This is a genomic window from Pseudomonas sp. NPDC085632 (genome assembly GCF_044541255.1).
In the GTDB taxonomy this organism is placed as follows: domain Bacteria; phylum Pseudomonadota; class Gammaproteobacteria; order Pseudomonadales; family Pseudomonadaceae; genus Aquipseudomonas.
Map to the genome: position 1 here is coordinate 237,642 of NZ_JBITSX010000001.1, position 25,318 is coordinate 262,959.

The window sequence follows — 25,318 nt, forward strand, 5'->3', positions numbered from 1 at the left end:
GTTCGTTGTAGGCGGCCATAGGGCGCAGGTAGCGGCGGAAGCCAGTGAGCATGACCTCCACCGTAAAATTGGCATGCGGGAACGAACAGATCTTAGCCAGCCACCACTTCATCCAATGCCTGCTCCAGCAGGCTGACCGTGCGCTCGATATTCTGCAGCTTCTCCAGTCCGAACAGCCCGAGGCGGAAGGTCTGGAAGTCGGCCGGTTCATCACATTGCAGCGGCACGCCGGCGGCGATCTGCAGACCGTGCTCGGCAAATTTCTTGCCGTTCTTGATGTCGGCATCATCGGTGTAGCTCACCACCACGCCAGGTGCCTGAAAGCCCGCAGCGGCCACGCTTTTAAAGCCTTTGCCGGTCAACAGCGCACGCACCCGATCACCCAGCGCCTGTTGTTCATCGCGAACCTTGTCGAAGCCGTACGCTTGCGTCTCTTTCATCACGTCATTGAACCGCGCGAGGGAATCGCTGGGCATGGTCGCGTGATAGGCATGTCCGCCCTGTTCGTAGGCCTGCATGATCTGCAGCCACTTTTTCAGGTCGCAGGCGAAGCTGCTGCTTTGCGTCTGTTCGATGCGCTCAAGTGCCAGAGCGCTGAACATCACTAGGGCGCAGCAAGGGGAGGCGCTCCAGCCTTTCTGTGGGGCGCTGATCAGCAGGTCGACGGCGCAATTGTGCATGTCCACCCAAATCGTGCCGGAGGCGATGCAGTCCAGCACGAACAGACCGCCCACCGCGTGCACGGCGTCGCCGACGGCCCGCAGGTAGTCGTCAGGCAGGAGAATCCCGGATGAAGTTTCAACGTGGGGCGCGAAGACGACTTTCGGTTTCTGCGCCGCGATGGCGGCCAGCACTTTGTCCAGCGGTGGCGGGGCGTAGGCTGCCTGGCGACCCGTCTCGACCGGCCGGGCCTTGAGCACCGTAGTGGCCGCCGGGATGTTGCCCATATCCAGAATCTGGCTCCAGCGATAACTGAACCAGCCGTTGCGTATCACCAGACATTGCTGGTCGGTGGCGAACTGCCGCGCCACCGCTTCCATGCCGAATGTACCGCTGCCCGGAACCACCGCCACCGCTTCGGCGTTGTAGACCTGTTTCAGGGTCGTGGAAATGTTCTTCATCACGCCTTGAAAGGACTGCGACATGTGGTTCAGCGAGCGGTCGGTGTAGACCACGGAATACTCGACCAATCCCTCGGGATCGATGCTCGGATAGAGCTTGGACATGGTGACTCCTTTGGCAGAGGGGTAAACATCATTGGCAAGCAAGTGTAGGCAAAGGGCAGGGAACAGCTCATTGATTTGCGCAAATGAGGTTAGAGTACTCAGCAATGTCTCAATCGTTGCGTGAACCATGAAGCTGCCGCTGTTTATTTCTCTGGATGGGCCCAAGGGCACCGGCAAAACCACACTGCTGGAGGCCGTGACCGCCGCACTGCGGGCAAACAACCAGAAAGTCATTCGGCTGTGCGAGAGAAAAAGCGATCCGTACCGCGGCGAAACCATGGCCCTGGTCAATCAACTCACCAGGCATCCCTCGCGGGAGTTGGAGTGGGCGGTGTGTCAGCGCCTTGCGGATAGCCGTCGCTGGATTTCCCAAGAGGTACTGCCCAAACAGCCGCTGGACAGCATCATCCTGATCGACCGCTGGTATCCGTCAGATGCCGCATTTCGCCATAGCGTGCCGTTTGCCGAGATTCTGCAGTTGAACATGCAGCGAGGCGTGCGCGTGCCGGACCTGCATGTCGGCGTTGTCACCGCACCGGATATTTCTTGGGCGCGGGCAACGGCCCGATCACGAGGCCTGGGCGGCACGGTGATTCAGAAACACGCCGAGCACGTCGTGTGTAGCGAGATGTTCGAGCAGGCGGTTGCCGATCACGGCTGGGTGTTGTGCCGTAACGAAGGAACCATCGAAGCCGCAACGACTCAGGTGGTTGCAGAGATCTATAAGGTGCTTGGCTGAGTGTCGAAGGGTGGCGCAAACCTCACCGTGCTTCACAGTGTGGTGAAGGCTCGCCGCTCAACGCATCAACCATCGGCGGATGCTCCTGCACCGCCTGACGCAAGTCTTCGGTCACCCGCAGTTCCGCACCTGTCGGTGAGAACGTCGCTGCTGCCGCAAACGGCGCAGGATTGGCCGGAACCGGGCGTTTGCCACGGCGCCACAGGAAGAAGGTGACCATGCACAGATTGACCAGCGCAAATACCCAGAACAGACCATTGGCGCCGAACGAGTTCATCACCGGCGAGATCATCATCGGGCTGATCGCCGAGCCCAGCGAGTTGATCAGCAGCAAGCCCTGAATCATCGGCACCAAGGCTTCGGCCGGGGCACGGTCGGCGGCGTGGCTGACGGCAACCGGGTACAGCGCAAACACACCGCCGCCAAGCAGAAACAACATCACCGCGAGCATCGTCGAGGACAGCGGCACCAGGACGATCACCAGCGACAATACGGTGCACGCCACTGTCAGAATGGTCAGCACTTGTAAGCGATCCTTGCGATCGGACCAACGCCCGACCGGGTATTGCAGGAGCATGGCGCCGAGAATCGTCCAGGCCATCATGCTGCCGACTTCACCGACATTCAGACCGCTGCGCTGCAGATACAGCGGCAGCAAGGTGTAAATCGCCGCGATGGTCACACCCGAGCCGAAACAGCCGACCAGCCCGGTCGGCGTCACGCCCAGCAGTTGCCGTGGCTTGAGCGGCTCGACCTGATCGAGCAGCGGCGACACGCGCGGCAGGATCACAATCGGCAGCACCGACAACGAGGCAAGCATGCCGGCGACCATGAACGGTGCGCTGTCGCTCAACCCGGTGATTTTGCCCAACGTTGCCTGACCCAGCACACCAGCGCCGTACAACACGATCATGTACAACGCGAGCAAGCGCCCACGAATCTTCGCGTCACCCGCCAAGAGCAGCCAGCTTTCGATCACCAGAAACACACCTACCGTGGCCCAGCCATTGATCAGGCGGAGGGCGAACCAGCCCCAGGTGTCATAAAACAATCCCTGCAACAGGATGGTTACGGCGATCAGCGAGGCGAAACTGCCATAGGCGCGGATATGACCGATGCGCAGAATCAAGCGGTCATTGAACACGGCGCCCAGGGTCAGGCCGATGAAGTAGGCCGATGACACGACACCGATCATCGTCGCTGATGCGCCGGCAGCGTCGAGTCGAAGGGTGGTCAGCGACGACAGGAAACCGTTGCCCAGCGCAACAATGAACAGCCCCAACAGGGGCGCCAGCGCCATGGCCAGCAAACGCGGAGACATAAAAACCTCTAGAGATCGAACAGCGCAACGTGCGCCTCTGCGCATGCGATTGCCAAGCCGGGGTGTGTGGTGCGGGCGCCCGCCAGACGGGCAGGGCGGTTGGATACGTTTCGGTCACCAGATCCGGCGACTGCAAGAGCGCGCGGATTCTAAGGCTTGCGCAGGATTTGCCAATAGCTGTTGACTGCGACGCTTGGACGCAGGCAAACAAAGGCAGAGATATAACGACAAGCCTTCAGTCATCCGCTTTTCTTCAGACATTTTGAACCTAACCCGAAATCGGTCGCTCAACCGGGAAATATTCGGGGTGGGCGAAATGAACGCGTTCAAGAACCAACTGACATTCGCACAAGAAACCAGATTACTCGCGTTGGCGGCCTGGCAACGCGCACTGGAAAACCTTGAATTGCGCATGGACTGCCCAGACGCCTATCACGACGAACTGCTGCGCCAGTCGGATGAAATGGATCGCTTGGGCATACTCAGTTGGGACGAGTGGCGCGACCTGCGCAGAGAAGCAGATATCGCGTACCTGCGCGCAGTCGCTGGAGACGATTACCATTGAGGTCATGTACGGTCGTTATGCGCAGCCGCTGAAAATATCGATTCACGAAAACAGGAGATTTCCATGCCCGAGCCGTTGACCTCATCAGCCGCACCTGCTCGCTCCTGGTTCGCCCGATTCTCAGGATCCGGGTGGGGCGGGCGCGTCTTCTGGTCGATTCTGATCGGCGTGACAGTGTTTCTGCTGATTAGCGGCTATGGCGCCTTCGTCGGGGCCAACAAACAGAATCTGTACTTCGCCTTTATCGGTGGCATGAGCGGCTTCGCTGCCACGGCAATGGGCGCTGTCGTAGCGATCGCGTTGCGAGACATCGCCGCCCGAACCCAAGACATCATGCTCGGCTTCGCCGCCGGGATGATGCTGGCCGCCAGTTCGTTTTCGCTGATTCTGCCTGGCATAGAAGCGGCTCAGGCGCTTTGCGGTAACCCGTTGCTCGCAGCCTGCGTCGTCGTTGCAGGATTGGGATTGGGCGTTGCGCTGATGGTCGGGCTTGATCGTTTCGTCCCTCACGAACATGAGAAAAGCGGACGTAGAGGGCCGGATGCGCAGCGCATCAATCGTGTCTGGTTGTTCGTGCTGGCAATCACACTGCATAACCTGCCGGAAGGCATGGCCATTGGCGTGAGCTTCGCCAACGGCGATATGAAGGTGGGACTGCCACTGACCACTGCCATCGCCATTCAAGACATTCCCGAGGGTCTGGCAGTCGCCTTGGCATTACGCGTAACCGGCATCTCCGCGCTGCGCGCAGCACTGATTGCAGTGGGTTCGGGGTTGATGGAGCCCATTGGCACCATCGTCGGCTTGGGTATTTCCAGCAGCTTTGCGTTGGGATATCCCATTGCGCTCGGTCTGGCAGCCGGTGCGATGATTTTTGTGGTGTCCCATGAGGTCATTCCCGAGACCCATCGCAACGGGCATGAGACCCCGGCGACCTTGGGACTGATGCTCGGCTTTGGGGTGATGATGTTTCTCGACACTGCTTTAGGTTAATCACGAACCTGACCACTGGAGAGAAACCTTCACGCACTGACTTTAACCTCAGCCTTGACCACTGATTTACGATAAGTCAGCAAAACGATGCCCATGACCACAATCACCCCGCCGAAAATCTGTCCATTACTGAGCATCTGATCAAGCACAATCCAGCCCATCAGCAGCGTTGCCAATGGCTCGATGTTCATGACCGGCGCATTGCGCGGCATGTCGAGTCGAGGCACGGAAATGAACAGGACGATAAAACCTGTGCCGTACAGCACCACCAGAGTGGCGAGGGCCAGCCATCCGGTCGAGGTGGCGGGCAGGTTCAGTCCGCCTGGGAGGGCGCCCGTCAGCCCTGCCAGGTTGACGCTGCTGAACACGATGAAAATGGTCAGCAGACTGCGCACCGAGCCGCGTACCTGAGACAGCTTGTGGTCGGTGATCCACAGCGCGCAGGCAAACACGCTGGCGGCGCAGAACGCGAGCGCGACGCCCGTCAGCCATTGCGCACTGACCTCTGTCGTGGTCGAGAGCCGCCCGGGGACGTCCAGCACAAACACCAGGCCCAATAGAATCAAGCCCATTAACGTCGCAGTGCGTGCGCTCGGTCGCTGACCACCCAGCGCCCAGGTGAGCAATGCCAGCAGAATAGGGAATACGTTTGCCACCAACAGGGCCAGCGCCACCGGCACCCGCGCGACAGCGGAATACAGACACAGACTCTGCGCAGTGATCAGCAACCCCAGCAGCAGTTGCCAGCGCCACGCACCCGCCGGCAAGCGCGGGCTTTGTCTTTGCCACAGCACCAGGACGGCGAGCACCAGCAAGGTCCCGCCGGAACGCATCAAAATCGCCAGCAACACACCCGCGCCATCATCAAATGCAACTCGCGCCGCCACATGATTGCCGGCAAACGCACAGCCCATGCACAGCAGAATGATCACAGCCAGATAACGGGGGTAGGGCGGCGGAACGGTTTGCGTAGCGGTAGGGCGAGGCATGGCAGATCTCAGGATTGTTAGCCGTTCGAACGACTTGGTTTTTATTAGGTTGTCGTACAACTAGGCGGTTTTACCGCATTCGGCGACGTGGGGCAATAGATCTGAAAAACGCACAGCCAGGCATATGTTTGGCTTTATGGGGGATTTCCCATGCCTCTAATCAACCGCAGAGATCGTATGACCTAATAGAAAAGGGGCGCGTCCGCCCCTCCCACAGGTCTGCATTTGTTCAGGCATGAAACGGATAATCGATGTAGCCACGCTGATCCCCGCCGAAGAAGCTGCCGGGGTCTGGTGCGTTGAGTGTCAGGCCATCGTGCAGCCGGCGCGGCAAGTCGGGGTTGGCCAGGAAAGGGCGGCCGAACGCAATGATGTCGGCACGATCGGCAATCAGTGCCTGTTCGGCAGATTGCACATCGTAGCCTCCCGCCAGAATCAGCACGCCGTTCCAGGTTTTGCGCAACTGGGCAATGATCGCGTCCCAGCGCGGGTCGAAGTTCTCATCTTTGACTGTGCCGACCATCGCCGGCTCGACCAAGTGCAGGTAGGCCAGATTCCACTGGTTGAGCGCCTCGACGAGGTGGCCGAAGGTTGCTTCCGGAGTGTCATCGCCCATGCCCATGAAACGCCCCATCGGCGTCAGGCGTACGCCGACCCGTTCGGCGCCGACCTCTTCAGTGACGGCCGCGACCACTTCCAGCAGAAACCGCGCGCGATTCTCCACGCTGCCGCCATAGGCATCGTCACGCTGATTGCTGTTGCTGTTAAGAAACTGGTCGAGCAGATAACCGTTGCCAGCATGAATCTCTACACCGTCCATGCCCGCCTGCAATGCGTTGCGCGCGGCCACGCGATAGTCCTCGACGATGCCGGCGATTTCCGCCGTTTCGAGCGCGCGCGGCACTGGTACATCACCCCAGATGCCGTTACCGTTTTCGTCGACGATAAACGTCTTGCCCGGCACCGGCAGCGCGCTGGGTGCAACGGGCAGGCCGGCATCGGGTTGAAAACTGGGGTGGGACACCCGGCCAACGTGCCACAGCTGCATGAAGATCAACCCGCCGGCCTCGCGCACCGCCGCGCTGACGTCACGCCACGCCCGGACTTGCTCAGGGCTGTAGATGCCCGGCGTCCAGGCATAACCCTGAGCCTGCCGGGAGATTTGCGTGGCCTCGGTGATGATCAGCGCAGCACTGGCCCGTTGGCGGTAGTACTCGGCGTTCATCGGCGTTGGCACATCGCCGGGTTGGCCGGCACGTGAGCGCGTCAACGGCGCCATCGCCACGCGGTGGGCGAGGGTGTAAGGACCGAGTGCAAGGGGTTGGAACAGACGACGGGTCATGGGTAGCTCCAGATTTCAATAAAAGGAATTCAAGCGCGGCAGCGCTGCCGCAAACCAGTGCCGCTAACTTAACCGCGCTCAGCGGGGCTGATAATCGGTGACCGGCGCTACGCTGTTTTGCGCAGGGCGCAATGGCGCCCGTGCTCATCAGCGATGAACACGGGCGTGGCTCAGGCGGGCGGGTTGGAACGGGTCAGCGGCAGGTTCAGCCAGCGCCGGCCGGTGGCGTTGGCGACGGCGTTGCCAAGGGCGGCGGCCATCGGCCCCTGAACGATTTCAGCGGCACCGAGGAAGGGTTCTCCCGGCTGGTCGAGCAAATGCACGTCGACTTTTTTCGGCAGTTGCGTGAAGCGCAGAATCGGATAACCGCTCCAGTCGTAGCTGCGAATGCCTCCCGGGTCGTAGGCAACTTTTTCGTACAGGGTCCAGCTCGCGGACTGCACGATGCCGCCCTCGACCTGATTGCGCAGGCCGTCGGGGCTGACGATCTGGCCAACGTCAACCGCCGTCACTACGTGATCAATGCGGATCTCGCCGGTCTGCGGATGCACCCGCAGCTTCACCGCGATGGCGCAGTAACCCATGATGTTTTTGTAGCGGGCAAAGGCGAAACCGATACCGGCGCCGGGCTCGCGGCTTTTTTGCGGCCAACCGATCTCATCACGCACACGTTCTACCACCGCGCGAGCTCGCGGGTCGCTGAGATGGGCCAGACGCAACGCCACCGCGTCGATGCCGGCCTTGATCGCCAGTTCGTCAATACTTGCCTCGATGGCGAAGATGTTGATGTGCGCCCCCAGCGAACGCATGGCCGAGGTGCGAAAGGGCATTTCGGTGACGAAGGTCATGTTGATGCGTGTCGAGTTGAGGTCGTACAGCGGCACCGCGTTGCGATCACCATCGCCTTCGGGCTGGGCGATCGGCACGGAGGGCGCCGAGGCGAAAGGCCGCGCGAGCAGGCGTGCCGGCAACAGCCGCCCAGCGTTGACGATGCGTTCGTTGTGCGGTGTGGTCCAGAGTTCGTAGGCCCAGTCCTGCAGGCGGCCCTGGCTGAGGCCCGCGTCGACTTCAGTGACCATCGCCGAGCTATACGGCTCCCAAAGATTTTCCTGTTCGCGCATCCATTGCACGCGCACCGGCGTCCCGGGCACGCGCAGGGCAATCAATGCCGCATCGGCGGCGGCATCATCGGCGCCGTTGTGCCCGTAACACCCGGAGCCTTCGGTATGAATACAGCGCACCCGTTCAGGTGGCAGACCGAGCATTTCGGCAATGCCGGCGCGCAGCGGGTAAACGCCTTGGGTGTGGGTCCAGACCGTGAGCGTGCCGTCCCTGAACCAGGCCACTGCGCAGGACGGGCCGATCGAGCCATGCATCAAATACTGCTTGGTGACCCGCGCCTGAAAACGCGTGTCGGCCGTGCCACTCGGCGTGCCGCTGTTGCTGATCGGATAGCGCCGTGAGGGCAGGCGTTTGAGCAGGTCATGAATCTGCGCCGCATCAGGAATCGCCTCGCCGCTGCTCCACTGCGCGATTTCGCTGGCACGGCGCATGGCCTTGATCGCTTGCCACTCATCACCGGCGAGCACCGCCAGATAGTTGCCGTCGCGGATCACCTTGACCACGCCAGCCAGCGCTTCGATGGACGCCGCATCGAATGCTTGCAGCGTGCAGCCCGGACGAGGCGGGCGGATCACCCGCGCATGCAGCATGCCCGGCAGGCGCATGTCCTGGACGAATGCGGCGCCGCCGCTGACCTTCGCCGGGATATCGAGGCGCGGCAACGAATGGCCGATCAGTTTGAAGTCAGCGGCGGCCATCGCCGGTGACTGCGCCTTGGCGTATTGGTGCACATCGACATGCTTGACCGCGTCGGCATAACTCATCCGCTGACCGCCCGGGCCTTCGATAACCCCTTCGCGGGTGCTCAGCAGCCCTGCATCAACCTGCCAACTGCGCGCGGCGGCATCGACGAGCATTTCGCGCACCTGCGCGGCGGCGTTATACAACGCGGTACCGCTGTCGAAAATGCTGTGACTGCCGGCGGTGTAGCCTTCGTTGGGTGTCAGCGCGGTGTCGGCGGTGAGTAGGTTGATGGAGGTCGCCGGTACCTGCAAACGCTCGGCGGCGATTTGCAGCAGCGCGGTTTTCACCCCGGTACCCAATTCGACCTTGCCGGTGTAGACGGTGATGCCGTCGGCGCCGATGCGGATCCAGGCGTCGAGAAACGGGTTGGTGCGCAGGCTGCCGGGCAGGTCGGGTGCGAGGACCACGGTGCCGAGCGTATCGACTTCCGTATCTGCCAACACACGCCGCGCCACCGGCAGCAGGGTGAATGCCAGCAGCAACGCACCACCGCGCAGAAAGGCGCGCCGACTCGGGTTCAAACCGTTCGACTCGCTCATGTCAGGCTCCCGTTGCGCCCGGCCACCTGTTTGATCGCCTCGATGATCCGCAAGTGCGTACCGCAGCGACACAGGTTGCCAGCCATGTGCTCGCGAATGGTTGCCTCATCCGGGTGTCGATTACGCTCAAGCAACGCTTGCGCGCGCATCAGCATGCCGGCAATGCAGTAGCCGCATTGAGCAGCCTGTTTCTCGATGAACGCAGCTTGCAGAGCGCCGGGTTTTTCCGCGCTGCCGAGGCTTTCTACGGTGCGAATTTTTTTGCCTTCAAGACCGGCGCAGGGCGTCAGGCAGGCGAACACCGGTCGATCATCGACGATCACCGTGCAGGCGCCGCATTGACCGAGACCGCAGCCGTATTTGGCGCCGTTGAGGTTCAAGTGATTGCGCAGCGCGTACAGCAGCGGCATGTCCGGCTCCAGCTCAAGCGGTTGCGCGGCTCCGTTGACGTTGAGGGTGATCTGGCTCATTTCGTCTCCTGACGTAACGCTTCAATAGTGGAAGAGAGGTCGGCCCACGGCTGATCGGGGCTGGCTTGCTGACGCAGGTACGCGGCCAGTGCACCGAGCTGCGCGTTGTCCAGGCTGGCGGCGAATGCAGGCATCAGCGGACCGGGCGATCCGGCTGTGGCGGGCAAGCCTTCAAGCACGGTCTTGAGGAAGTTGCGCGAGCTGGCCGCTTGCAGTGCCGAGGTGTTTTGCAATCCCGGGCGACCATCGAGGGTGCGCATCGGTGCCGCAGGGCCATGGCAACCGGCGCAGGCGCTGCTGAAGAGCAGGGCACCGGTCGAGTGGTCTGCCGCTTCACTGGCAGGCGTCTTCGGTGGCGTCTCTGTCACCGAAGGCGGGTTTTCCAGGCTGAGCAAATACTCGGCAATCGCCTCGGCTTCACTGGCGGGCAAGCGCGCCAGACTCAAGCTGACCGGACGCATCGGCCCGGCGGGTGTGCCGTGGCCATCGACGATCTCGGCGCGCAGATAGCCCACCAGTTGCGCGTGACTCCACGGGTTGGCGCGTTGGCCCATGCCGACCAGCGCGGGCGCTTGCCAGCCGTCGACGCTGCCGCCCTGCAAGTATTCCGAAGATTTTTCCGCGCCGATCAGGTTCAGCGGCGAATGGCAGCCGGCGCAATGGCCTGGACCGTCGACCAGATAGCGTCCGCGATTCCACGCCTCGCTGCGCTGTGCCAGCGGCGTCAGTGGCTCACCGTGCAGAAACAGCAGGTTCCAGAACGCCACCAACGGGCGAATATTCATCGGAAAATTCATCTGGTTCTGCGCGGCCGGCGCGTGCACGGCGGGGCCGCTCATCAAGTAGGCATAGGCGTCGGCGATGTCTGCTGCGCTCATACGCCGGTAATGCACGTAGGGGAACGCCGGATAGAGCAAGTGACCATCGCGAGCAATGCCCTGACGCATCGCCCGCTCGAAGGCCGGCAGTGACCATTGGCCGATACCGGTCTCTACATCCGGGGTGATGTTGGTGCTGTACAGCGTGCCGAACGGCGTCACCAGCGGTAGCCCACCGGCCAGATATTCGCCACCGGGACGGGTATGGCACACCGCACAATCGCCGGCCTCGACCACCCGCGCCCCGCGTTGCAACTGCGCAGTATCGAACAGCGTCGGGCGCTCGATCGGCGCAATTGCCGGGCGCCACATCAGCCAAACGGCGCCGATCAGGCCGAGCACGGCAACGACTGCCACGCTGATCCATAGCGTTCTGGACTTCAGAAATGAGCTGGTCATGGGACGGAGAACAACGCGGCAGGCAATGACAGAACGGATGGGCTACGGGTCATGACAACGCTCCTTGTAACAGCCGGGGAAGGGCGCCGCTGGGGACGACAGCGCCAGAGGCCAAAGCGTAGAGAAACCACCAGCGTCGGAGAATCAGCGGCGCACGCAACAGCGCGTTGCGCGAGAAGCAACGCCCGCGCCGTTGCGCAGGACGCATCAGTGCATTGCCCGCCGCGTGGATTCTGCGCATCGCCACAGCGCCGTAGCTTTGGCAGCACTTTCCTGAACTCAATGAGGTGTCATCATGCTCACGGGCAATCCAGCCGTTGCGGCCAGCGCCGAACAGCCAGCGTCACTTTCCGGCCTGATGGTCGCGTTCCTGGCATTTTGCTGTGGCGCGGTCGTGGCCAATCTTTATTACGCGCAGCCAATCGTCGAACTGATTGCGCCGCAGATCGGTCTGTCCAGCGCCAATGCCAGCCTGATCGTTTCGCTGACGCAGTTTGGTTACGCGCTGGGCCTATTGCTGCTGGTGCCACTGGCCGACCTGATGGAAAACCGCCGGCTGGTGGTTGGTTTCACCCTGGCGGCGAGCGTCACGCTGTTGTGCGCCGGACTGACCCATTCGCCGTCACTGTTCCTGGTGTTGTCTTTGCTAATCGGTCTGACCTCGGTGGCCGTGCAGATCCTTGTGCCGCTGGCGGCACACCTGGCGCCCGAAGCGAGCCGTGGCCGTGTCGTCGGCAATATCATGAGCGGTCTTCTGTTGGGGATTCTGTTATCGCGGCCACTGTCGAGCCTGCTGGTTGAAGTGTTCGGCTGGCGCGGGGTGTTTTACAGCGCAGCAGCCCTGATGGCCGTCATCGCTCTGATTACCGCCGTGGCACTGCCACGTCGGCTGCCGACGCATAAAGCCACGTACGCCGCGCTGATCGGCTCCGTGTTTGCCTTGGCCCGGCGTTATCAGGTGTTGCGTCAGCGTTCGCTGTATCAGGGTTTGCTGTTTGCCAGTTTCAGCCTGTTCTGGACCCTCGCGCCGATTGAACTGATGCGTCACCACGGCTTTACTCAGACGCAAGTCGCGATCTTTGCACTGGTCGGTGCGGTGGGTGCCATTGCGGCGCCGATTGCCGGACGTCTGGCCGATGCCGGGCATGGTCGTCGCGGCACGCTGGTCGCACTGTTGCTAGCGCCGGTTTCGCTGCTGATCGCCGCGCTCCCGGGCAGTGGCTATGTCTGGCTGGTGGTGTGCGCGGTGCTGCTGGATTTCGCCGTGCAATTGAACATGGTGCTCGGCCAGCGTGAGGTGTACGCCCTCGATCCCCACAGCCGTGCGCGCCTGAACGCCGTGTACATGACCAGCATTTTCGTCGGCGGCGCCGTGGGCTCACTGGTCGCCAGTCCGCTGTACGAGCACTTCGGCTGGAACCTTTCCGCCGTCGCGGTGGCGCTGCTGCCAGCGCTGGCGCTCGGGTTGTTCCTGAGTCGCAAGGCCGATGTCTGAACATCCGGCAACTGCGGGCGAGCACGGCGGTACAAGACGTCGGAGGAACAGTGATGCACAATCATCCGCGTTCCCTTTCGACCGGACCCCGCTTATGGACAAGTTGCTGGCACTGAAGATGTTTGTGGAAACCGTGCGCTGCGGGGGCTATTCCTCGGCTGCGCGCAAACTCGGGATATCCACGTCGTCAGTGACACGGCAAGTGGCCGGGCTGGAACACGAGCTAGGCGCGAGCCTGCTCAATCGCACCACGCGCAACACCAGCGTGACCGTTGCCGGCCAGACCTATTTCGAAAAAGCCGTGGCGATTCTCGACGCGATCGACGAAGCCGATGCCATCGTCGCCGATCGTGGCGCCGAAGCGCAGGGCCGTTTGCGCATCAGCGTGCCGGTGGAGTTCGGGCGGCGCCTGATCGCGCCGCACCTGAGCCGCTTGCTGGAGCGGCATCCGGGTCTGGAGATCAGTCTGTCGCTGAGCGATCAGGTCAGCGACCTGCTCAGCGAGCAGATCGATGTTTCGGTGCGGTTGGGATCGTCGGTGGTCAGTGAAGACATCGTCAGCAAACGCGTGGGACAGTTCGAGCGCTGGGTGGTGGCCAGTCCGGCGTATCTGGCGCGTAGCGCGGCGCTCTGTCATCCACGGGACCTGCTTGAGCACCAATGCCTGCGTTTCGATTACGGCGGCACCCACCAGCACTGGACCTTTCAGAATGAAGACGCGCCCATTCAGCTCAATGTCCACGGGCGCCTGCAAAGCAACAACGCCGACATCCTGCGCGAAGCCGCCATCGGCGACGGCGGGGTAACGCTGCTGGCTGACTGGCTGGTCCGCGACGACGTCGCAGCCGGCCGGCTGACCCGGTTGCTTGAGCACTACGAGGTCAATCCCGGCAGTGCCAGCACGTGCATCAACGCGTTGTATTTACCCAATCACCGTGGCTCCAGCCGGATCAATGTGTTTATCGATTTCCTGATGGAAATTCTCAGCCCGGCGCCCGCGACCACGCCCGCTGCGTGATGCCTGCGGCTCAACGGCGCCCGGTCCGCGTACTCACATCCACCCAAACCGCCAACACCAGAATGCTGCCCTTGACGATCATCTGCCAGTAGCTGTCGACGTCGAGCATCGACATGCCATTGTCGAGGCTGGTAATGACCAGCGCGCCGAGGAGGGCGCCGTACACCGTGCCGGAGCCGCCGCGCATGGAGGTGCCGCCGATAAAGCACGCGGCGATGGCGTCGAGTTCGCCCATGCTCCCGGCCGAAGGCGAACCGGCGGCCAAACGTGCAGTGTTGACCACGCCGGCGAGGGCGCACATCACGCCCATGATCCCGAAGATCCACAGCTTCACCGCCTGCACATTGATCCCGGACAGGCGCGTCGCTTCCATGTTGCTGCCCACCGCATACACGCGGCGGCCGAACACGGTCTGGCTGGTGACGTAGCTGAACACGCCCAGCAGAATCAGCAGCAACAACACCGGCACGGGAATGCCGTCGTAGCTGTTGAGCGTCTGCACGAAGCCGGCGAGCACGGCGCCGATCACCAACACGCGGATGACGTCACGCACCAACGAATGCGCCGCGAGGCCGTGAAGGGCGCGATTGCGCCGTTGTTTCCAGGTCAGGAACACGGTCAGCGCGAACAGCAAAACGCCGAGGCCAGTGCCGATCGCGTGGGGCAGGTAACCCTGGCCGATGTAGACGAGTTCTGGCGATACCGGGGCGATGGTCGTGCCGCCAGTAATCCCCAGCAGAATCCCGCGAAAAGCCAACATGCCGCCCAGACCGACGATGAACGAGGGGATGCGCAGATAAGCCGCCATGTAGCCGTTGGCGAGGCCGATCATCAGCCCGCACAGCGCGACCAGACTCAGGTTCGCCAGCAACGGAATGTGGTAGACCACATCAAGAATCGCCGCGAGGCCACCGAGCAGACCGAGTAATGAACCCACCGACAAATCGATCTCGCCGCTGATGATCACCAGTACCATGCCGCAGGCAAGAATCCCGGTAATGGACATTTGCCGCAGCAGATTGGAGAGGTTGCGCGGGGTCAGGAACCCGCCCTCGGTCTGCCAACTGAAGAACAGCCAGATCAGCACCACGGCAAACACCAGCGCGAGCATTTTGTAGCGGGTGAACAGTTGTTTGACCTGATTCATTTACGCGGATTTCCGATCATTATTGTTATGGCTGCCAGGCTGACTGAGGGCGGCGGCGAGCACCTGTTCTTGCGTCAGTTCTCGGTTGATGAAGTCGCCACGCAACTGGCCTTCGCCGATCACCAGCACGCGGTCGGAAACCCCCAGCACTTCGGCCAACTCCGACGAGACCATGATGATCGACACACCGGCAGCGGCCAGTGCGCCCATCAATTTGTAGATTTCGTATTTGGCGCCGACGTCCACGCCTCGGGTCGGCTCATCGAGAATCAGTACCCGGGGTTTGGCCAACAGCATCTTCGCCAGCACGGCTTTTTGTTGATTGCCACCCGAAAGGCTGGTGATCGGCAGAAAAGGGCTGGCGGTCTTGAGGTGCAGGCGCGAGATTTCCTGATCGATGCAGCCCAGTTCGGCTTCGGCATCAATGCGGGTCAGTTTTGAGTAGTTGTCCAGCACGGCGAGGGTGATGTTCTGGCCGACGCCCAGGTCCGGAATGATGCCTTGGCGTTTGCGGTCCTCCGGCACCAGACACAGGCCGGCACGGATGGACTTGAGCGGCGTGCGGGTGTCTATGGCTTGCCCGTCCAGCCAGACTTCACCCTCGTGGCGACCGGGGTAAGCGCCGTACAGCGCGGTTACCAATTCGGTGCGGCCGGCACCGACCAGCCCGGCGATGCCGAGGATTTCCCCGCGCTTGAGCACGAAGGAAATATCGTCGACCCGTTTGCGCTTGGGGTTGTCGACGTCGTAGCAGGTGATGTGCCGGGCCTCGAAAATCACTTCGCCGATATCGTGTGGCTCGGAGGGGTAGAGGTTGCTCATTTCCCGTCCGACCATCTGGGTGATGATCTGCGCAATGTCCATGTCGTCCATGGCGGTGGTGGCGATGTGTTTGCCGTCGCGAATCACCGAAATGGTGTCGCACACGGCGGCCACTTCATCGAGCTTGTGCGAGATGTAGACGCAGGCCACGCCTTTGGCTTTGAGGTCGCGGATGATGTCCAGCAACACCTCGATTTCCGAACGGCTCAAGGCCGAGGAGGGCTCGTCAAGAATCAGTAGCCGGGCTTTCTTGTTCAGGGCCTTGGCGATTTCCACCAGTTGCTGATAGCCGCCGCCGTACTGCGAAACCGGCAGCGAAACGTTCATGTCCGGGACTTTCAATTCGCGCATCAGCGCTTCGGCGCGGTGGATCATCGCCGGGTAATTCATCCGCCCGCCGGGCAGCGTCAGTTCGTGGCCCATGAAAATGTTTTCGGCCACTGAAAGGTCGGGCACCAGCGTCAGTTCCTGGTGAATGATGACGATACCGGCGGCTTCCGTTTCGCTGATCGATTGCGCCCTGAGCGGTTGCCCGTCCCAGAGGATTTCACCGTCCCAGGTGCCGTGCGGGTAGACCGCCGAAAGGATCTTCATCAGCGTCGACTTGCCGGCGCCATTCTCGCCGCACAGGCCAACGCACTCGCCGGGCCTGACCTTGATGTCGATGCCGTTGAGCGCTTTGACACCGCCGAAGGTTTTGACGATGCCGTTCATTTGCAGCAGATAGTCGGACATGGACAGGGCTCGTATTCCAAAAGGATCAGACACTTAACCCTGTGGGAGCGAGCCTGCTCGCGAAGGCGTCTTTTCAGACAGAGCTGTACTGACTGACACTCCGCATTCGCGAGCAGGCTCGCTCCCACAAGGGTTTTTCGCATTACCGGAGATCACTTCCCGGCAATTTGCGCCTTGGTGTAGAAGCCGTCCTGTTCGAGCAGGTCGATGTTGTCCTTGGTCAGCGGGGTGGGCGTGAGCAGGATGGTGTCGACTTTTTTGCTGCCGTTGTCGTACTGCGAGCTGAAGGCAGGTTTTTCGTTGCGCGCCAGTTGCACCGAGAGCTTGGCGGCTTCGGTGGCGATGAGTTTCAGCGGTTTGTATACGGTCATGGTTTGCGTGCCGGCGATCACGCGTTTGACTGCGGCAAGGTCAGCGTCCTGCCCGGAAATCGGCACCTTGCCGGCCAGTTGCTGCGCCGCCAGTGCCTGGATCGCGCCACCGGCCGTGGCGTCGTTGGAGGCGACGATGCCGTCGATTTTGTTGTCGTTGCGGGTCAGAGCGTTTTCAACAATGCTCAGCGCTTCGGTCGGGTTCCATTCCTTCACCCACTGTTGGCCGACGATCTTGATATCGCCCTTGTCGATGGCCGGTTGCAGCACTTTCATCTGGCCTTCACGCAGGATCTTGGCGTTGTTGTCGGTGGGCGCACCTCCCAGCAAAAAGTAATTGCCCTTGGGCGCAGCATTCAGCACGCCGCTGGCCTGCATCTCGCCGACTTTTTCGTTATCGAAGGAAATGTAGGCGTCGACATCGGCGTTGAGGATCAGCCGATCATAGGACACGACTTTGATTCCGGCTTTCTTCGCTTCGGCCACCGCGTTGGTCAGCACCGTGGCGTTGAACGGCACGATGACGATGACATCGACGCCCCGGGAGATGAGGTTTTCGATCTGGGAAATCTGCTTCTGCTCGTTGGCATCGGCCGATTGGACGAAGACCTTGGCGTCCATTTTTTCGGCCGCCGCGACGAAGTAGTCACGGTCACGCGACCAGCGCTCCAGGCGCAGGTCATCAATGGAGAAACCGATTTTCGGGTGGGCTGCGTCAGCCATCACCGGCAGTGACAGCAGCGCCAGGGCAGTGGCCAATAGCGTGCGTTTTACGTTCTTCATGGTGGGGCGTCCTTTTATTGTTGTTGGAAAGACACGGCCTGACGATGAGTATCGGGCTGGTAAAACTGTAGAGAATCCGCAGACGCCGCAGGCACAGATTTGTCGTAGAAATGTCACCGCGTGGATGCGCCCGCAGACTCCCTGTGTGATCAGCGATAGATAAAGCGGTTGACGATGTTCTCGAGCATTTCCTGGCGACCGCTGACGGCTTGCGGGCTCAACTCGTTGGTGAACGCGTGCTCGGCCAGCGATTCAAGGTTGAAGTCACCCGCCATCACTGCCTGCCCGAACGGCTGCTGCCAACCGGCGTAGCGTTGATCCTTGAGCCGTTGCAGCTCGTCGTTCTGCACCATGGCCGCTGCGCGCTCCAGGGACAGGGCGAGAACGTCCATGGCACCGACGTGGCCATGGAACAGATCGATCTGATCAAGGCTTTGCCGGCGCACCTTGGAGTCGAAGTTGAAACCGCCGTTCTTGAAGCCGCCGGCCTTGAGGATTTCATAGGTGGCCAAGGTCAGTTCTTCGACGCTGTTGGGGAACTGATCGGTGTCCCAGCCGTTTTGCGGATCACCGCGGTTGGCATCGATGCTGCCGAAAATCCCCAAGGAAACGGCCGTCGCAATTTCGTGATGGAAGCTATGCCCGGCCAGCGTCGCGTGGTTGGCCTCGATGTTGACCTTGATTTCGTGCTCCAGCCCGAACTGCTGAAGAAAGCCGAACACGGTGGCGCTGTCGTAATCGTATTGGTGCTTGGTCGGCTCCTGCGGTTTTGGTTCGATCAATAGGTCGCCGGTGAAACCGATCTTGTGCTTGTGCTCGACCACCATGCGCATAAAGCGGCCCAACTGTTCGCGCTCGCGTTTCAAGTCCGTGTTGAGCAGGGTTTCATAGCCTTCACGACCGCCCCACAACACGTAGTTGGCGCCTTTCAGGCGATGGGTCGCGTTCATTGCGCTGAACACCTGGGCAGCGGCACAGGCGAACACTTCCGGATCGGGGTTGCTCGCGGCACCCGCTGCGAAACGCGGGTTGCTGAAGCAATTGGCGGTGCCCCACAAGAGCTTGATTCCGCTTTGTTCCTGATGTCGCTCCAGGTGATCTACCATCTGCGCGAAGTGGTTGCGATACTCCTTCAGAGAGCTGCCTTCGGGGGCGACATCGGTGTCATGGAAGCAGTAATAGTCGATACCCAGTTTGGAGAAGAATTCGAAGGCGGCGGCTGCTTTGCCAATCGCCAGCTCCATCGGGTCGCCGGCGTGTTGCCATGGGCGCTTGAACGTCCCCGCACCGAACACATCGGAACCCGGCCAGACGAACGTGTGCCAGTAACAGGCGGCCATGCGCAGGTGCTCGCGCATGGGTTTGCCGAGGATGAGTTTGTCGGCGTCGTAGTGACGAAAGGAGAGGGGAGAATCGCTATCCGGACCTTCGTAGCGAATCGCATCGACATCGGGGAAATACTGCATGGACCTTGTCCTTGTTGTTCTTGGCGGTGTCTCGATACTAGCAACGGCCCTGTGCCCGCTGATTATGAAAAACATCAACACGGGGTGCGATTTTGCGTATTGAGCTTCTCTGACCAGGCGCCTAGTCTGTGCCAATCGCCTCTGTGAAAAGGGGCCCGGGACAAGCATAAAAACAATGAAAACCGTACCGCCTGTTCACCGCATCGCCCTGTTGTTCAACGGCAGCAAAATCTACGACCGTGGCATCATCAGCGGCATCGGCAACTACCTGAGCAGCACCCGAGCTTCCTGGGACCTGTTTCTGGAAGAGGACTTCCTCTGTCGTTTGAAAGGCATCGAGCGCTGGCAGGGTGACGGGATCATTGCCGACTTCGACGACCCGCTGATTGGCGAGGCGCTGGCCGATATCCAGATGCCGGTGGTGGCGGTAGGGGGCTCGTACGAAGATAAACGCGCCTATCCGAAAGCGATTCCCTACGTCGCTACCGATAACAACGCGCTGATCAACCTGGCTTATACGCACTTGATCGAAGCAGGACTGCAACGTTTTGCCTGCTTCAGCCTGCCGGAAGCGCAGGCCAATCGCTGGGCCCAGGAGCGCGAAAAAGCCTTTCGCAAACTGATGAAACGCGACGGCCTGCACGGCGAAATCTATCGCGGCATGGGCACCAGCGCGCCGCTCTGGGACAGCGCAGTCGAACAACTGATCGCCTGGCTGCAAAGCCTGCCCAAACCCATCGGCATCATCGCCGTCAGCGACGCCCGTGCGCGCCAGTTGCTGCAAGCCTGCCTGACCGCCGGGATTGCCGTGCCAGAGCAAGTGGCATTGATCGGCATCGACAATGATCCGCTGACCCGCAGCCTGACCCGGGTGCCCCTGAGCTCGGTTATTCAGGGCACGGAAACCATGGGCCGTACCGCCGCGCAATTGCTTCACCAGATGCTGCACGGCATGCCGTCCGCCGGCACGCAAATCCTGATTCCGCCGGATGCTGTGAACGTGCAGGTGTCGAGCTTGCACCAACCGTTGGGCAATCCGTACGTCATGCAAGCGCTGCTGTTTATCCGCCAATACGCTTGCCAGGGCATCAAAACGGCGCAGGTCGCGGCTTATGTCGGTGTGTCGCGTTCGTCACTTGAAGCGCATTTTCGTGCTGAGCGAGGTTGCAGCGTGCATGACGAGATTTTGCGTTTCAAATTGGCAGCGGCGACTAGCAGCCTTAAAGATGCAGATTCAGTGATTGCCGACGTTGCGCGCAGTTGTGGGTTTAAGTCTGCGCAGTATTTGCACACGGTGTTTCGGCGGGAGTTTGGGTGTACGCCTCGGGAGTATCAGCAGGGGGCGGGAATGCGTTAAACCAAGCAGGTGGTTTCTGAGATCTCTAAGGTGCTGACGGATCGTAGAGTTACTGCAAGGGCACTTAGCGTAATACATGATTTAACATAATATACATTACACGTAACAATATGTTTCGAGATTAGCCCGGTTGCACGCTGGATTCAAATCTCTTGCAAGCCTCTCAAAGCGCCTTTCCGTGCAACCTGGGTCTCTTATTAATTCTGCCTCTCTCAACCCTCATTCCTCGTCAGCTTTTCAATCAGCGCTCGATGCTGTGGAAACGCTATCGTGAGTTTCTGGCGATTACCCATTTCCATATCGGCGAAATCAAATCCTGGTGATATGGCTTCACTGATCAGTCCAAATCCGTTTGAACCGTCCAGTAGTCGTGACGCTTTCCAGATGCCGCCCGGTACGTGCAATTGCAGTTGCTGTCCTGCCAAAACATCGTTGCCCATGACGAGAATCTGTAATGAGCCGTCAGCGTGGATCAAGCTGTATTCGATGGCGTCGCCCAAATGGAAATAATGCAGGATGTCAGACTGGTTGAAATGAAATTGGCCCACCGGTGATTGCTCGGTCAGCAGATAGTAGATCGACGTCATCAGGTAACGCGGGCCGCCAGCGGTTTCGAGCCAGTCACGATGGTCCGACTGATAGGTTCTGCGAAAATAGCCGCCTTCGAGATGAGGCTCGAGATTCAACGCATTGATTACGTCCTGCGCGCTTGCTTTACGTTGAATCATCGCCCGCTCCATTGATTTGATGGTGGCTTCTTGATAGCTCAACTAAACGGTCATTTAGTGTAGTTAACGTAATATCGACGAAAATAGAAGATTTTCACCATCATTACCCTACTCCATAAGTCGATCTGTTTCGCCCCGGCGGGATCAAAAGTCCACCGTTGCCGACAACAAATAAGTTCGCGGTGTCGAAAGCGTCAGTCCCGGCTCACTGTCATCCGAAGCGCCTGCCGAACTCCAGTAGCGTTTGTCCAGCACGTTCTCGACATTGGCGCGCAGCGTGACGGTTTTCTCATCGACTTTGAATGCATAACGCGTCCCTACGTCGAAGCGCTCCCAGGAGTCGATTTCCTTGTCGTTCGATTGGTCCAGATACTGCGCGCTGGAATAAATCCCGCGTCCGGTCAGCGTCAGGCCCTGCACCGTCGGCACGTCCCACTCTGCGCCCAGATTGACGTTGTATTTCGGCGTCGCCGGCGCGCGATTGCCGTCGAACGTGCCGTTGGTGGTATGAGTCAGCTCGCTGTCGATGTACATCACGCCACCGAGCAACCGCAAGCCTTTGAGCGGTTCGCCGAACACGCTCAGCTCCACGCCGTCGTTCTGTCGCTTGCCGTTGGGGCCGAAGACTCGGGTCGTTGCGTTGGTCTCGTAAGCCGGCTGCTTGATCCTGAATACTGCTGCCGTCAACGCATACGAACCGGCGTCGTACTTGGCACCGACCTCGACCTGACGGCTAATGAACGGTGGGAAGATTTCGTCCTCGTTGATGGAGGTCGACGGCGCGATCTTGCCCTGACTCAAACCTTCCATGTAGTTGGCGTACAGCGACAATCGGTCCGTTGCCTTGAACAGAATCCCGCCCGAGGGCGAGACCTTTTCTTCGTCGTAAGCCGTGTCACCTTTGACGTCATCGCTCCAGTCATCAACTTTCACCCGCTGCCAGCGAGCGCCGAGGGTCAGCAGCAATCGATCGTCGAAAAAGCCCAGGGTGTCGGACAGCGCTACGCCGCTGAAGCGGTTTTCGGTGTAGACCTTGGCGTCATTGCGTGTCGGCGTGCCGGGTTTTGCTGTTTCCACCGGGTCATACAGGTTGCTGCGCCCTGCCGCGTAACGCGCGCCGCCATTCTCGAAATCCATATAAAAGTAGCTGGCCGCCAGATTGACTTCGTGGCTCACAGGCCCGGTATGGAACCAGTTGCGCACGCCTGCCGTGGCGGTACGGACATTCTCGTCGCGGGTAAAATCTCGCGGTTGAACGCTGAAGTCGCCGGCATCGTTGGTCACGGAAACGGCGTGCCGAAGAAAGTCGTGATTGCTTTTCCGCGCACCGACGCCGCCGTACAGCATCACCGAATCACTGACATCAAACTCAGCGTTGAGCGTGCCGAAGGTGTCCTTGGTTTTCGCCTGAGTCCACGGTTGCGCGTAGTTGCGATGCACCTTATTCGCGCTCGGAACCTCGGCATTCGCCGCGACTTGTACGCGCTCTTGCGGTGCGTCGGTATCGCGCTCGGTGTGGCCGATATCGGTCGAAAACCGTAGGCGCTCGCCACGAAAGTCGAGGCCAAGCACAGCCATGTCACGGTCGACACTTTGATGATCCCATTCCGTGTCACCGGACTGTTTGACGCCGTTAAAACGTAGACCGAACTGGTTGTCCTCACCGAAACGGCGGCCGACATCCACGGCGCCACCGACTTGATTATTCGACGCGTAATTGGCGGTCAACGAGGTGATCGGCTTATCGGTAGCGCGCTTTGGCACCACGTTGATTCCTCCGCCCACGCTGCCCCGTGGCGAGATCCCGTTAATGAGCTGGCTCGGGCCTTTGAGAATATCGACGCGATCGGCCATTTCCATGTCAATGGTGTACGTCGGCAGCACGCCATAGAGGCCGTTATAGGCCACGTCGCTGTTAAACAGACTGAAACCACGGATGGTGAACTGCTCGTAACGGCCACCGGCCGGGTTGGTCGCGCGCACCGATGGGTCGCTGGCAATCAGATCACCCAGCGTGCGTGCCTGTTGGTTTTTAACGGTTTCGCTGGTGTAGGTGGTCATGCTGAACGGGGTTTCCATGAAGTCTTTCGACCCCAGCAAACCCTGTGAGCCGCGACGCGCCACCTGGCCTCCGGCAAAGACATCGGCACCTGTCGAATCGCTGGCGCCGAGGATCGAAGTCGGTGCCAGTTGCAGGCTGCTGCCTTCCGGCGCAGGAATCAGGGTGAAAGCGTGATCGCCCAGAGGCTGCAGTTGCAAGCCAGAACCCAGCAACAACCGGGTGAACCCCTCCTCCACGCCAAATTCACCCGACAAACCACTACTGTTGCGCCCGCTGACCAGCGCCGGATCGACCGACAGATTGACCCCGGCCAACCCGGCAAATCTTGTCAACGCTGCACTCAGACTGCCAGCCGGCACCTGATAACTGCGCCGGGCGTCTTCGGCCCAACTGGATTGAATCAACACAGGGCTGGCACTCAGGCTCAGCAGGAGGCTCAACTGCAACAACGGACGCAAACGACTTGGGAATACTGCGGGCATTGGAAGAAGCTCTCGATTTTGTTCACTTACCTGGAATGACCGGTGAGGCGAAAAAAAGGGACAGGCTTCAGCCAATATTTTGCCGAGGAGTAAGGGACACCCAGAACCGAGTACGGGTGTGGACATCGATCGGCAGGCTCGCCGCGAGCAGTGCGAGGATTTGATCGGTGTTGTCGAGGCGGAAACTGCCGGTGATGCGCAACGCTTCCAAGGCCGGGTCCCAGCGCAACAACCCCGAACGATAGCGACTCAGCTCGCGCAAGAAATCTCCCAGCGCTTGGTTCTGCGCCATCAACACACCGTCGCGCCAGCCCGGCATCAACGCATCGAATGCTTTGACGGAACCTGCGCCAGACGCTTGCAGGCTGACCTGCTGTCCTTGATTCAACACCAGCGCGGGTCCGTGCAACGGCTGTAACTGCACCGTACCGCTGACCACCGCAACATTGCAGTCACGCTCATTGAGACGCACGCACACCTCGCTGCGACTGACGATGATTCGCGCGTAACGCGCATTGATGGTCAGCGCCGAAGTGCCCGGAACGTTGAGCGCGATCTCGCCACGCACCAGCGTCACTTGCCGTGCCGGCAGATCGACATTCACTGCGCTGGCGGTGTTGAGTTGCATCGAACCGCCATCGGCCAACGGCAAACGCTGGCGCTCTCCAGTGCTGGTGTGCAGATCAGCACGCCATGCATCCATCGGCAATTGTCGATTGATCAGCCACGCTGCCGGCACCAGCGCGGCGAGACCGAGCGCACGTTTCAGCACAGCGCGACGCGCCAGATCCGGACGATCCAGCGTGGCCAGGGCCAACGCCGCCGGCACCGCGGAAAAGCGCTGGCGCAGCAGTTGAATCTTCTGCCAGGCATTTTCATGACGACTGTCACTGCTGCGCCAATGCTGCAGTCGCGCGTGATCGTCATCGGTGGCATCCCCGGATTCAAGCAGCGCCAGCCATTGCGCGGCGGCGCGTGCCACTTCGCGCACTTCTGCGTTGAGCGCTACGCGCATGCTAGATCCAACATCAAGCAATGCTCGTAAGCCTGCGCCATATAACGTTTTATTGTGCGATCTGAAACCTGCAGGCGCTCGGCGATTTCACGGTAACCGAGGCCCTCAAGTTGACTCCACAAAAACGCCCGGCGCACCGCTCGCGGCAAGCCATCGAGCAGCTCATCCAGCGCTTGCAGGGTTTCCAGCAGCAGCCAGCGCTGTTCGGGCGACGGCACGCACTCTTCAGGCAATTGCGCGAGGGCTTCGAGGTAGGCCTTTTCCAGACCGCGGCGGCTGTAGAAGTTGCTCAGCAGGCGCTTACCCACGGTCAGCAGATACGCGCGCGGTTCACGCATGTCGGCAATCGGTTGAGCGCTGCACAGCACGCGCAGGAAGGTGTCCTGGCTCAGGTCCGCCGCATCCCACGCGTTGCCGATGCGCCGCCGCAGCCAGGTTTCCAGCCAGCCTCGGTGATCGCGATACAGTTCGTGCAGGTGCTGCGGCGATGGCGTCGCTGCTTCTGTCATC

At 60.6% G+C, this 25,318-nt stretch carries 22 protein-coding genes; 6 read left to right on the forward strand and 16 right to left on the reverse strand.

The window, feature by feature from the left end:
• Window positions 1-92: 92 nt before the first annotated feature.
• Window positions 93-1,226 (reverse strand): alanine--glyoxylate aminotransferase family protein, encoded by a 1,134-nt coding sequence (locus ACIF4X_RS01005; protein ID WP_397480556.1) that lies wholly within the window; start codon window positions 1,224-1,226, stop codon window positions 93-95.
• 127 nt (window positions 1,227-1,353) lie between these two features.
• Here ACIF4X_RS01005 and ACIF4X_RS01010 point away from each other — a divergent pair, with 127 nt between their 5' ends.
• A complete protein-coding gene (locus ACIF4X_RS01010) occupies window positions 1,354-1,965 on the forward strand; it encodes a dTMP kinase (protein WP_397480557.1) in 612 nt (203 codons plus the stop codon).
• A 22-nt stretch (window positions 1,966-1,987) separates the two neighbouring features.
• Here ACIF4X_RS01010 and ACIF4X_RS01015 read toward each other — a convergent pair whose 3' ends face one another.
• On the reverse strand, window positions 1,988-3,331 hold the full coding sequence (locus ACIF4X_RS01015) for an MFS transporter (RefSeq protein ID WP_397480558.1): 1,344 nt from the start codon (window positions 3,329-3,331) through the stop codon (window positions 1,988-1,990).
• A gap of 271 nt (window positions 3,332-3,602) precedes the next feature.
• Here ACIF4X_RS01015 and ACIF4X_RS01020 point away from each other — a divergent pair, with 271 nt between their 5' ends.
• Together ACIF4X_RS01020 and ACIF4X_RS01025 are read left to right on the forward strand one after the other, a co-directional pair.
• Window positions 3,603-3,851 carry a hypothetical protein gene (locus tag ACIF4X_RS01020; RefSeq protein ID WP_397480559.1) on the forward strand — a complete coding sequence of 83 codons (249 nt, stop codon included), beginning with the start codon at window positions 3,603-3,605 and terminating at the stop codon, window positions 3,849-3,851.
• Between the two features lie 63 nt (window positions 3,852-3,914).
• Window positions 3,915-4,844 carry a ZIP family metal transporter gene (locus tag ACIF4X_RS01025; protein WP_397480560.1) on the forward strand — a complete coding sequence of 310 codons (930 nt, stop codon included), beginning with the start codon at window positions 3,915-3,917 and terminating at the stop codon, window positions 4,842-4,844.
• A 29-nt stretch (window positions 4,845-4,873) separates the two neighbouring features.
• Here the strand turns inward: ACIF4X_RS01025 and ACIF4X_RS01030 are convergent, their stop codons facing one another.
• The 6 genes from ACIF4X_RS01030 to ACIF4X_RS01055 form a co-directional block, all read right to left on the reverse strand.
• Entirely contained in the window at window positions 4,874-5,833 is a 960-nt protein-coding gene (locus ACIF4X_RS01030; RefSeq protein ID WP_397480561.1) for an EamA family transporter, read from the reverse strand.
• 229 nt (window positions 5,834-6,062) lie between these two features.
• Window positions 6,063-7,175, reverse strand: coding sequence for an alkene reductase (locus tag ACIF4X_RS01035; RefSeq protein WP_397480562.1), 1,113 nt, complete (start codon window positions 7,173-7,175; stop codon window positions 6,063-6,065).
• Window positions 7,176-7,345: 170 nt separating this feature from the next.
• A complete protein-coding gene (locus ACIF4X_RS01040; protein ID WP_397480563.1) occupies window positions 7,346-9,580 on the reverse strand; it encodes a molybdopterin cofactor-binding domain-containing protein in 2,235 nt (744 codons plus the stop codon).
• Window positions 9,577-10,050, reverse strand: a complete 474-nt coding sequence (locus ACIF4X_RS01045; RefSeq protein ID WP_397480564.1) for a (2Fe-2S)-binding protein — start codon at window positions 10,048-10,050, stop codon at window positions 9,577-9,579. Before ACIF4X_RS01045 ends, ACIF4X_RS01040 begins: the two co-directional genes overlap by 4 nt.
• Window positions 10,047-11,327, reverse strand: a complete 1,281-nt coding sequence (locus ACIF4X_RS01050; protein WP_397480565.1) for a c-type cytochrome — start codon at window positions 11,325-11,327, stop codon at window positions 10,047-10,049. The genes ACIF4X_RS01045 and ACIF4X_RS01050 overlap by 4 nt, the downstream gene beginning before the upstream one ends.
• 49 nt (window positions 11,328-11,376) lie before the next feature.
• Window positions 11,377-11,568, reverse strand: coding sequence for a hypothetical protein (locus ACIF4X_RS01055; protein ID WP_397480566.1), 192 nt, complete (start codon window positions 11,566-11,568; stop codon window positions 11,377-11,379).
• 54 nt (window positions 11,569-11,622) lie between these two features.
• Here ACIF4X_RS01055 and ACIF4X_RS01060 point away from each other — a divergent pair, with 54 nt between their 5' ends.
• On the forward strand, window positions 11,623-12,822 hold the full coding sequence (locus ACIF4X_RS01060) for an MFS transporter (RefSeq protein ID WP_397480567.1): 1,200 nt from the start codon (window positions 11,623-11,625) through the stop codon (window positions 12,820-12,822).
• Window positions 12,823-12,916: 94 nt separating this feature from the next.
• Window positions 12,917-13,840, forward strand: a complete 924-nt coding sequence (locus ACIF4X_RS01065; protein ID WP_397480568.1) for a LysR family transcriptional regulator — start codon at window positions 12,917-12,919, stop codon at window positions 13,838-13,840.
• Window positions 13,841-13,850: 10 nt separating this feature from the next.
• Here the strand turns inward: ACIF4X_RS01065 and ACIF4X_RS01070 are convergent, their stop codons facing one another.
• From ACIF4X_RS01070 to xylA, 4 genes are all read right to left on the reverse strand, one after another.
• On the reverse strand, window positions 13,851-14,987 hold the full coding sequence (locus ACIF4X_RS01070; protein ID WP_150774235.1) for a sugar ABC transporter permease: 1,137 nt from the start codon (window positions 14,985-14,987) through the stop codon (window positions 13,851-13,853).
• A complete protein-coding gene (gene xylG, locus ACIF4X_RS01075) occupies window positions 14,988-16,544 on the reverse strand; it encodes a D-xylose ABC transporter ATP-binding protein (RefSeq protein ID WP_397480569.1) in 1,557 nt (518 codons plus the stop codon). It abuts the gene before it with no gap.
• A gap of 152 nt (window positions 16,545-16,696) precedes the next feature.
• Entirely contained in the window at window positions 16,697-17,698 is a 1,002-nt protein-coding gene (xylF, locus tag ACIF4X_RS01080) for a D-xylose ABC transporter substrate-binding protein (RefSeq protein WP_007913194.1), read from the reverse strand.
• A gap of 149 nt (window positions 17,699-17,847) precedes the next feature.
• Window positions 17,848-19,164, reverse strand: coding sequence for a xylose isomerase (gene xylA, locus ACIF4X_RS01085; RefSeq protein WP_397480570.1), 1,317 nt, complete (start codon window positions 19,162-19,164; stop codon window positions 17,848-17,850).
• Between the two features lie 175 nt (window positions 19,165-19,339).
• Here xylA and ACIF4X_RS01090 point away from each other — a divergent pair, with 175 nt between their 5' ends.
• Window positions 19,340-20,521 (forward strand): XylR family transcriptional regulator, encoded by a 1,182-nt coding sequence (locus ACIF4X_RS01090; protein ID WP_397480571.1) that lies wholly within the window; start codon window positions 19,340-19,342, stop codon window positions 20,519-20,521.
• A 212-nt stretch (window positions 20,522-20,733) separates the two neighbouring features.
• On the opposite strand, the gene ACIF4X_RS01095 is transcribed toward ACIF4X_RS01090, so the two are convergent.
• The 4 genes from ACIF4X_RS01095 to ACIF4X_RS01110 form a co-directional block, all read right to left on the reverse strand.
• Window positions 20,734-21,249 (reverse strand): cupin domain-containing protein, encoded by a 516-nt coding sequence (locus ACIF4X_RS01095; protein WP_397480710.1) that lies wholly within the window; start codon window positions 21,247-21,249, stop codon window positions 20,734-20,736.
• Window positions 21,250-21,393: 144 nt separating this feature from the next.
• Window positions 21,394-23,793 (reverse strand): TonB-dependent siderophore receptor, encoded by a 2,400-nt coding sequence (locus ACIF4X_RS01100; protein WP_397480572.1) that lies wholly within the window; start codon window positions 23,791-23,793, stop codon window positions 21,394-21,396.
• Between the two features lie 67 nt (window positions 23,794-23,860).
• Window positions 23,861-24,808, reverse strand: a complete 948-nt coding sequence (locus ACIF4X_RS01105; protein ID WP_397480573.1) for a FecR domain-containing protein — start codon at window positions 24,806-24,808, stop codon at window positions 23,861-23,863.
• On the reverse strand, window positions 24,799-25,317 hold the full coding sequence (locus ACIF4X_RS01110) for a sigma-70 family RNA polymerase sigma factor (protein ID WP_397480574.1): 519 nt from the start codon (window positions 25,315-25,317) through the stop codon (window positions 24,799-24,801). Before ACIF4X_RS01110 ends, ACIF4X_RS01105 begins: the two co-directional genes overlap by 10 nt.
• Window position 25,318 lies beyond the last annotated feature (1 nt).

What these genes read in the sequence shown, in the direction of transcription:
- ACIF4X_RS01025 (WP_397480560.1), top strand. Translation starts at nt 3,915, where the DNA reads ATGCCCGAGCCGTTGACCTCATCAGCCGCACCTGCTCGCTCCTGGTTC.
- ACIF4X_RS01020 (WP_397480559.1), top strand. Translation starts at nt 3,603, where the DNA reads ATGAACGCGTTCAAGAACCAACTGACATTCGCACAAGAAACCAGATTA.
- ACIF4X_RS01030 (WP_397480561.1), bottom strand. Translation starts at nt 5,833, where the DNA reads ATGCCTCGCCCTACCGCTACGCAAACCGTTCCGCCGCCCTACCCCCGT.
- ACIF4X_RS01050 (WP_397480565.1), bottom strand. Translation starts at nt 11,327, where the DNA reads ATGACCAGCTCATTTCTGAAGTCCAGAACGCTATGGATCAGCGTGGCA.
- ACIF4X_RS01065 (WP_397480568.1), top strand. Translation starts at nt 12,917, where the DNA reads ATGGACAAGTTGCTGGCACTGAAGATGTTTGTGGAAACCGTGCGCTGC.
- xylG (WP_397480569.1), bottom strand. Translation starts at nt 16,544, where the DNA reads ATGTCCGACTATCTGCTGCAAATGAACGGCATCGTCAAAACCTTCGGC.
- ACIF4X_RS01090 (WP_397480571.1), top strand. Translation starts at nt 19,340, where the DNA reads ATGAAAACCGTACCGCCTGTTCACCGCATCGCCCTGTTGTTCAACGGC.
- ACIF4X_RS01035 (WP_397480562.1), bottom strand. Translation starts at nt 7,175, where the DNA reads ATGACCCGTCGTCTGTTCCAACCCCTTGCACTCGGTCCTTACACCCTC.
- ACIF4X_RS01055 (WP_397480566.1), bottom strand. Translation starts at nt 11,568, where the DNA reads ATGCGCAGAATCCACGCGGCGGGCAATGCACTGATGCGTCCTGCGCAA.
- ACIF4X_RS01040 (WP_397480563.1), bottom strand. Translation starts at nt 9,580, where the DNA reads ATGAGCGAGTCGAACGGTTTGAACCCGAGTCGGCGCGCCTTTCTGCGC.
- ACIF4X_RS01045 (WP_397480564.1), bottom strand. Translation starts at nt 10,050, where the DNA reads ATGAGCCAGATCACCCTCAACGTCAACGGAGCCGCGCAACCGCTTGAG.
- ACIF4X_RS01070 (WP_150774235.1), bottom strand. Translation starts at nt 14,987, where the DNA reads ATGAATCAGGTCAAACAACTGTTCACCCGCTACAAAATGCTCGCGCTG.
- ACIF4X_RS01060 (WP_397480567.1), top strand. Translation starts at nt 11,623, where the DNA reads ATGCTCACGGGCAATCCAGCCGTTGCGGCCAGCGCCGAACAGCCAGCG.
- ACIF4X_RS01015 (WP_397480558.1), bottom strand. Translation starts at nt 3,331, where the DNA reads ATGCGCAGAGGCGCACGTTGCGCTGTTCGATCTCTAGAGGTTTTTATG.
- ACIF4X_RS01005 (WP_397480556.1), bottom strand. Translation starts at nt 1,226, where the DNA reads ATGTCCAAGCTCTATCCGAGCATCGATCCCGAGGGATTGGTCGAGTAT.
- xylA (WP_397480570.1), bottom strand. Translation starts at nt 19,164, where the DNA reads ATGCAGTATTTCCCCGATGTCGATGCGATTCGCTACGAAGGTCCGGAT.
- ACIF4X_RS01110 (WP_397480574.1), bottom strand. Translation starts at nt 25,317, where the DNA reads ATGACAGAAGCAGCGACGCCATCGCCGCAGCACCTGCACGAACTGTAT.
- xylF (WP_007913194.1), bottom strand. Translation starts at nt 17,698, where the DNA reads ATGAAGAACGTAAAACGCACGCTATTGGCCACTGCCCTGGCGCTGCTG.
- ACIF4X_RS01100 (WP_397480572.1), bottom strand. Translation starts at nt 23,793, where the DNA reads ATGCCCGCAGTATTCCCAAGTCGTTTGCGTCCGTTGTTGCAGTTGAGC.
- ACIF4X_RS01105 (WP_397480573.1), bottom strand. Translation starts at nt 24,808, where the DNA reads ATGCGCGTAGCGCTCAACGCAGAAGTGCGCGAAGTGGCACGCGCCGCC.
- ACIF4X_RS01010 (WP_397480557.1), top strand. Translation starts at nt 1,354, where the DNA reads ATGAAGCTGCCGCTGTTTATTTCTCTGGATGGGCCCAAGGGCACCGGC.
- ACIF4X_RS01095 (WP_397480710.1), bottom strand. Translation starts at nt 21,249, where the DNA reads ATGATTCAACGTAAAGCAAGCGCGCAGGACGTAATCAATGCGTTGAAT.